Origin of the sequence: Legionella moravica DSM 19234 (assembly GCF_000423305.1) — a bacterium.
Classification (GTDB): domain Bacteria; phylum Pseudomonadota; class Gammaproteobacteria; order Legionellales; family Legionellaceae; genus Legionella; species Legionella moravica.
The window spans coordinates 163,394-169,829 of sequence record NZ_AUHS01000014.1 but is presented as its reverse complement, the minus strand read 5'-3'; the positions used below and the strand labels follow the sequence as shown (position 1 = coordinate 169,829).

The window sequence follows — 6,436 nt, the reverse complement described above, 5'->3', positions numbered from 1 at the left end:
ATTTAAAGTGGTACGCGAGCTGGGTTTAGAACGTCGTGAGACAGTTCGGTCCCTATCTGCCGTGGGCGTAGGAAAATTGAGAGGAGCTGCTCCTAGTACGAGAGGACCGGAGTGGACGAACCTCTGGTGTACCGGTTGTCACGCCAGTGGCATAGCCGGGTAGCTAAGTTCGGACGGGATAACCGCTGAAAGCATCTAAGCGGGAAGCCTCCCTCAAGATGAGTTTTCCCATGAAGCCCGTTGAAGACTACGACGTTGATAGGCAAGGTGTGGAAGCGCAGTAATGTGTGAAGCTAACTTGTACTAATTGGCTGATTGTCTTGACCATATAATCTGAATTACTTTGGGTTATAGAAGTAGACGATAAAATAGAGTAGAATGTGTTACCTCGAATCTTTACCAGTCCTTGGGCTTGTTGATTGAAACCAATCATCAATCTGAAGGCAAACAGTTTTCCTGGCGACAATAGCGGTTTGGAACCACCTGATCCCATCTCGAACTCAGAAGTGAAACGAACATGCGCCGATGATAGTGTGAGGTTTCCTCATGCGAAAGTAGGTCATCGCCAGGGTTTTATTCCAGAAAAGCGGCTTTTTAGCCGCTTTTTTTTTGTCAATTTATTTATCGATTTTAAAATCATAAGGATATATTAAATTTCCGTAGGTATTTTTTTCTTCGTCAGTTTTCTTTCTTTCCTTGGTGTTTCCATAAGCAAATTCGATCGGTTTATCTTGAAGCTTATCGTTACGTAAAATTGCAAATACTATGGAGCACACTAGATTAATTTATTTCGTGGCGATCATGAATTAGGTGAGGATATCAGAATAATTACTCGTTATTTTTATCTATATTTTCTAATTTGTGGCCATCCAGATGACGTTGTTGTCGTTCAAAGTCTTGCTGATCTAATTGCTTTTCTATTTTTGTCCTTCCGAATTTAATACGATTTTCAGAAGCTTTTTTTTCCTTTTCCACTTTATTTTTAGCTTTTCTTTTCTTATTCAGATTAATCACGTCTGCCATAGCATTCTCTACCAAAAGATGTTGATTATACTATAGCGTATATATCCCATATAGATCATCTAACTGCATAAGTGAAGCGAAAAAATCCTATGTTATATAATACATATTGACTTAAGAGTCTGTAACCTCAAAAATGATCTTACAAATAAAATAGAACTACATTTTTAACCTGGACGTTAATGGCAAGATCAATCGGTATTAAGCATTATGTGACTATAGGGCTTCTGTTATTAAGCAGTTTATTACATGCCTCTTTTATTGAACAAACATTAGGAGCTGCAGTTGTTAGAGACGCTACAGCGGTTTATTTTAATCCGGCTGCCTTAACGGTAATTCCCCATCAACAACTTATTCTTTTAGGAACCATGGCACGAGCGCAATTTCAATTTGCTGGAAGCGCACAACAAGTTCCCTTCGGTGTTTCCGAGTCAGGGGCTGTGACTACAAAATCACATTTTATTTTGCCCTCTATGTACCTCAGCGTTCCCATAAACGATAAATTTTCTGGTGGTTTTGCACTGGTAATTAATGATTTTAATCGGGATCTGGATAATCATTCTGTTCTTCGCTACGTGCAGTCGCGTAATCAAACGGATGCTGTAGATTTAGTACCAGCAATAGGCATTAAAATTAATCAATTCTTATCTGTAGGTGGAAATCTAAATATCTCTCGTGCTCACTTGTACCAAGAGCCGATTTCAGGTGTGCCCCGTTTAAATATTCCTGACAGCCGAAGTATCAATAATACTAAAGCAAGGGGCTTAGGTGGTGACTTGGGGATTTTGATTCAATTAAGTAAATGGACCTCTTTAGGATTCAATTACCGTAGTACAATTACTTATAACTTTAAAGGAACCAGTACCATCACCAGTCCAGAATATGTCTCATCAGATGATTTTCATTTTAAATTCTGGACACCCGCGAGAAGCGTTTTTTCACTGAGTCACTTTCTAAATGAAAAGCTTGGCTTTGTGGGAACCATTCAATACCTTCAATGGGATGTATTTAAAGAGGCTTATGTCTATAATTTTGTAGCGCAATCTGGACGCCAGGCATTTATTGTTCCAAGGGGACGCATAGACTACAACTTCCATAATAGTTGGCTTTTGACCTTGGGATCGATTTATAATTTATCGTCAAAATGGAAGGTCAGGGTTGCAGGAACTTATAATCAATCTCCTTCAAATGGAGCGTTTCAAATAGGTACTGGTGATAGTTTGACTGTTGGTTTTTCTATGGGATATCAAATGCTGGAGCATTTGACTGTTGATTTCAGTTACGGTCATGCTTTTTATCAGAGAGAGCTTATTAATATCAGAGCAGCGCAGAATACCATCACCGGTGTGAATAATGGCATTCATGACGCGGTCTCCTTAAAACTCACCTTATCTGCATGATACTCAGGGGTTAATAATTGCTTTGCCCCTATCGGGATTATTTTTTACTCTTTACAATACTCATGGCCGTTGCAACTAATCCTCCCAGATCCGCCAGGTTTCCTGGCAGGATGAGAGTATTGTTTTCTTTAGCTACCTGGGAAAAGGCTTCTACATATTGCTCTGCCACTTTGAAATTTACAGCTTCCATGCCTCCCGATGACTGGATGGCCTGGGCTATTTGTTGAATGGCCTGAGCATTAGCTGAAGCTACTGCTTTAATGGCCTCAGCTTCACCTTGTGCGCGGTTAATTGCAGATTGTTTCTCTCCTTCAGATCTTTGGATAAAGGCTTCTCGCTCACCGGTGGCAATATTAATTTGTTCCTGCTTTCGCCCTTCTGAGGCGGCGATCAGAGCGCGTTTTTCACGCTCTGCAGTAATCTGGGCTTGCATCGCATGGATAATTTCCTTTGGAGGGGTCAAATCTTTAATTTCATAGCGTAATACTTTTACCCCCCAACTCGTAGCTGCCTCATCAAGCGCAGCTACCACTGCGGCATTAATATGTTCTCGCTCTTCAAATGTTTTATCCAGCTCCATTTTTCCTATAACTGAACGTAAGGTGGTCTGAGCGAGCTGGGTGATTGCTAATACATAATCACTGGTACCATAAGACGCAAGTCTGGGATCAGTGACCTGGAAATACAGGATACCGTCAACTTGCAATTGGGTGTTGTCTTTAGTAATACAGATTTGGCTGGGTACGTCCAGAGGAACTTCTTTGAGCATATGTTTGTATGCGATCCTGTCGATAAAGGGGATGACGACATTCAATCCGGGTGACAATGCAGCATGAAATCTACCCAGCCGTTCAACTATCCATGAATTTTGTTGTGGTACAACTTTCAATGCTGTAACGATAAAAATTACTGCTACAACTAAAATCAATAATGCAATTTCCATAACGCCTCCATACAGTATATCCGCAAGTCAAATCGGTTTTCGATTTGTTAATATTAGAACAGAACCTCGAACATCCTTGATGTAAAAGCTGCCTTCATGTCTAATCTCTTTGGCTTCCAGCTCTGCATCCCATTCAGTGCCTCGATAAAAGACACGTGCTGTTTCATTATCTCTCCACGTTAACACAACGACTGGTTGACCGATGTCCAGGTTTAAAGATGTTGCATCGGAAGGATGCTCATTTTTCCAGCGACGTAACAAAACAATACCGGCGATGCTCGCCAATCCTGCCAGTGAAAGTTGTGTTGAAAACGACAGACCTAACATCGCGAAGATGCCACCAATAGCCATTGCAATGGCGAGTATGAGTAAATAAAAAGTTCCTGTTGCCAGTTCCAGACCAAGCAGAATCAATGCTAATAAGAACCAATAAATATATAATGTCATGACTTATCCTGGAAATAATTTAAGCATGCTCAATCAACATGGCAAAATAAAAGCTTAATAATACTCATTATACACTAAAATATTTAAAGACTGCTGGCTAGGAACTTATCGAAAGAGGATTATCTGAATTGATTATTTTTTGGAAAAGCTTATCTTGATTCCTGGATTAGGTTATTATTAGGATTTGCTATTTATTGAACAGCTATACTCCGTCCAATTTTGATTTTGTAAAGGATTGTTATTTTCGATGTTAGTGCTCAGAGTGATACAGTTTATACAGGAGTTAGGATCGTCAGGTCCAACAATTCCCTGTGATATCAAGTTACATCAATTCCTATCCGATCGGTTTAAGGATAGTGCCCCAGTGGATGTTCTTAGTTCTGCAGATGTTCAGTTTTTATTGGAGTCCTATAAAGAACGATGGATCAGTGTGAAGGATACTGAAGACGATTATACTTTGAACTCTCAGGGAATTAATCAGGTATGGATTAAGTTTGCCCAGGAATTAGCTGAAGAGAACAATAAACAGCTGTTTCAGATATTAAGTCCCTTGTTAGTGCTCAGAGTGATACAGCTTATACAGGAGTTAGGTGCGTCAGGTCCATTAATTCCCTGTGATATCAAGTTATATCAATCTCTATCCGCTCGGTTTAAAGATAGTGACCCAGAGGATGTTCTTAGTTCTGCAGATGTTCAGTTTTTATTGGAATCCTATAAAGAACGATGGATCAGTGTGAAGGATACTGAAGACGATTATACTTTGAACTCTCAGGGAATAAATCAGCTATGGATTAATTTTGCCCAGAAATTAGCTGAAGAGAACAATAAACATCTGTTTCAGATATTAATTCCTTTTATAACCAATGACAAAGATTTTAACAATCTAACTTGTTTAACTGAAACAACCCGAATGGACAATTTTTATGTAGGGCATGGAGGACACACTCTGTACCGTAAAAGAGGGTTTTGTGAGCATTTATTAAAAAATGGTTTTATGCTGTCTACTTATCGCGATCTTTCAAATATCAAATTGCATCTGGTGACTGTTGATGAGCTGAGCAGGCTCAAATCCTGCAAGCAGACCAATGGTGAGTTTAAAATTGGCAGTGAAGTTTTTGTAAACTTTTGGGATTTTTTGAATAGAAAAGTTTTTCCCCGTCTGTTGGATAACGGGGAATTGCCCATGGAACTTTTACCTCGTTTATTAAGGTTGGTAGAGCAATATCATACTTTTAAAAATGCTGGCGCAGATTATACGAATTTTAAAAGGTCAGCCAATGAGTTTTTTCGGCTTCTTGCCCAGGGTGATTTACACAATATTAATTGTTTTTATGGGCAACAGATATCCTTTCAATCAAAGGACTATTACTTATTGGACTTTTTAATCGCAATCAACATGTCTCGCAGTTATGATTTGGATCAATTGCTTCATACATTGTTGCTGTGGTTATATAATATTAACCCTGCATTGAAAAGCTCTCTTGCTATTTTAGAATCTGTTTACAACTCAATCACCTCGCTAGCTTCAAGTAGCAGTAGCAGCGGGCAGTCCGTGAGTATTTCCTCTGAGGATCATCACCAACCTTTGAAGCATTGTTACCGTTTAATCGTATCATTGATGACCTCTGCCTTTGAAATGTGGCCTTTAACGGAGAGGACAATCAGTCTGTGGGACTTGAACAATGATGTTTTTCCTGAGGCTATGGAAATTTATAACTGTTTTTTACCTGCATTAAATGAAAACAGGGAGCAGGATTTAGAGGCCATTTATTTGTTTGTAAAGCAGCACTATTTTGCTCCGGCTCCTGTAAAAATGGGTTTTTTTTCCTGGATTTCAGGATTTTATTCTACAACAAGGTGGTATGAGCATGTAAGGCAAGAAACCCTGAATAGGTTAGGTGTATATTGGCATGAACCCGAGTTAATACTTCATGCATTATTACGTTTTAAACCGACAAGTTCTGTTATAACACCGCATATTAATTTATTTCTTGATGAACTACTCCATACGTATGCACAAACAGGCAGTGACTTATTAAAGCGGTTTCGAGTGAATATATTTTTTACTCGCTTATTGAAGAAATTTGATGCAGAGGATAAAACAGATTTGATAAGGTTACTGCAATTGTATGATTTAGGTAAAACCAGCACTGTCTTTCTCGATAATTGTGCTCATCATATTGGAAACAGATTAAATCAAATCAATTTAAGTCAGCCTGGACATCCCCAGTTGTTTTACAGCTTTGTTTGTCGTGCCGATAAATCAAAAGTTTCCATTTCAATGACCGGTTTAAAACAGGTAAGTTGCATTATTGATGCGTTCAAAGAAGCGTCGAGTTCGCCAAGCCTGAAATTGACTGAGAGTTCACGCCAATCGATGTTGTCTTATCTTAGAAACCTGGCGCGTCCTATTTTAACCGTTGGTGAATTGGAAGTAGCTAGCAATAGTTCTCAGTGTTTGGATTATTTGGGTGCTCCAACGTAATCTGATTTCCAAATACATTTGTGGTAGCTCCTTATAAAAACATCAGGGTGTGCTGACAATAGCCATGATAGCGTCTTAGGACGTTGAGACTGGCAAGCTTCGATAATCCCTTCAAGTTTCGACGTCCCGCGACTTGTTCGC

General features: G+C 39.3%; 5 protein-coding genes and 2 rRNA genes. 4 read left to right on the top strand and 3 right to left on the bottom strand.

The genetic code is table 11. The features are described 5' to 3' along the window. Positions 1–328 (top strand): 23S ribosomal RNA (locus G543_RS0104055); the annotation flags it as partial. A 127-nt stretch (positions 329–455) separates the two neighbouring features. Beyond that, a 5S ribosomal RNA gene (rrf, locus tag G543_RS0104050) occupies positions 456–571 on the top strand. Between the two features lie 257 nt (positions 572–828). Here the strand turns inward: rrf and G543_RS0104040 are convergent. After that, complete coding sequence (locus G543_RS0104040; protein WP_028383398.1) at positions 829–1,023, bottom strand: DUF4169 family protein; 195 nt, start codon at positions 1,021–1,023, stop codon at positions 829–831. A gap of 179 nt (positions 1,024–1,202) precedes the next feature. Between G543_RS0104040 and G543_RS0104035 the strand changes: the two genes are divergently transcribed. After that, complete coding sequence (locus G543_RS0104035) at positions 1,203–2,420, top strand: OmpP1/FadL family transporter (RefSeq protein WP_051190571.1); 1,218 nt, start codon at positions 1,203–1,205, stop codon at positions 2,418–2,420. A gap of 37 nt (positions 2,421–2,457) precedes the next feature. Here G543_RS0104035 and G543_RS0104030 read toward each other — a convergent pair whose 3' ends face one another. Further along, positions 2,458–3,363: an SPFH domain-containing protein gene (locus tag G543_RS0104030; RefSeq protein WP_028383396.1), complete on the bottom strand. Its 906-nt coding sequence runs from the start codon at positions 3,361–3,363 to the stop codon at positions 2,458–2,460. A 27-nt stretch (positions 3,364–3,390) separates the two neighbouring features. Beyond that, complete coding sequence (locus G543_RS0104025; RefSeq protein ID WP_028383395.1) at positions 3,391–3,810, bottom strand: NfeD family protein; 420 nt, start codon at positions 3,808–3,810, stop codon at positions 3,391–3,393. Between the two features lie 247 nt (positions 3,811–4,057). Here G543_RS0104025 and G543_RS0104020 point away from each other — a divergent pair, with 247 nt between their 5' ends. Further along, a complete protein-coding gene (locus tag G543_RS0104020; protein WP_051190570.1) occupies positions 4,058–6,295 on the top strand; it encodes a hypothetical protein in 2,238 nt (745 codons plus the stop codon). Positions 6,296–6,436 lie beyond the last annotated feature (141 nt).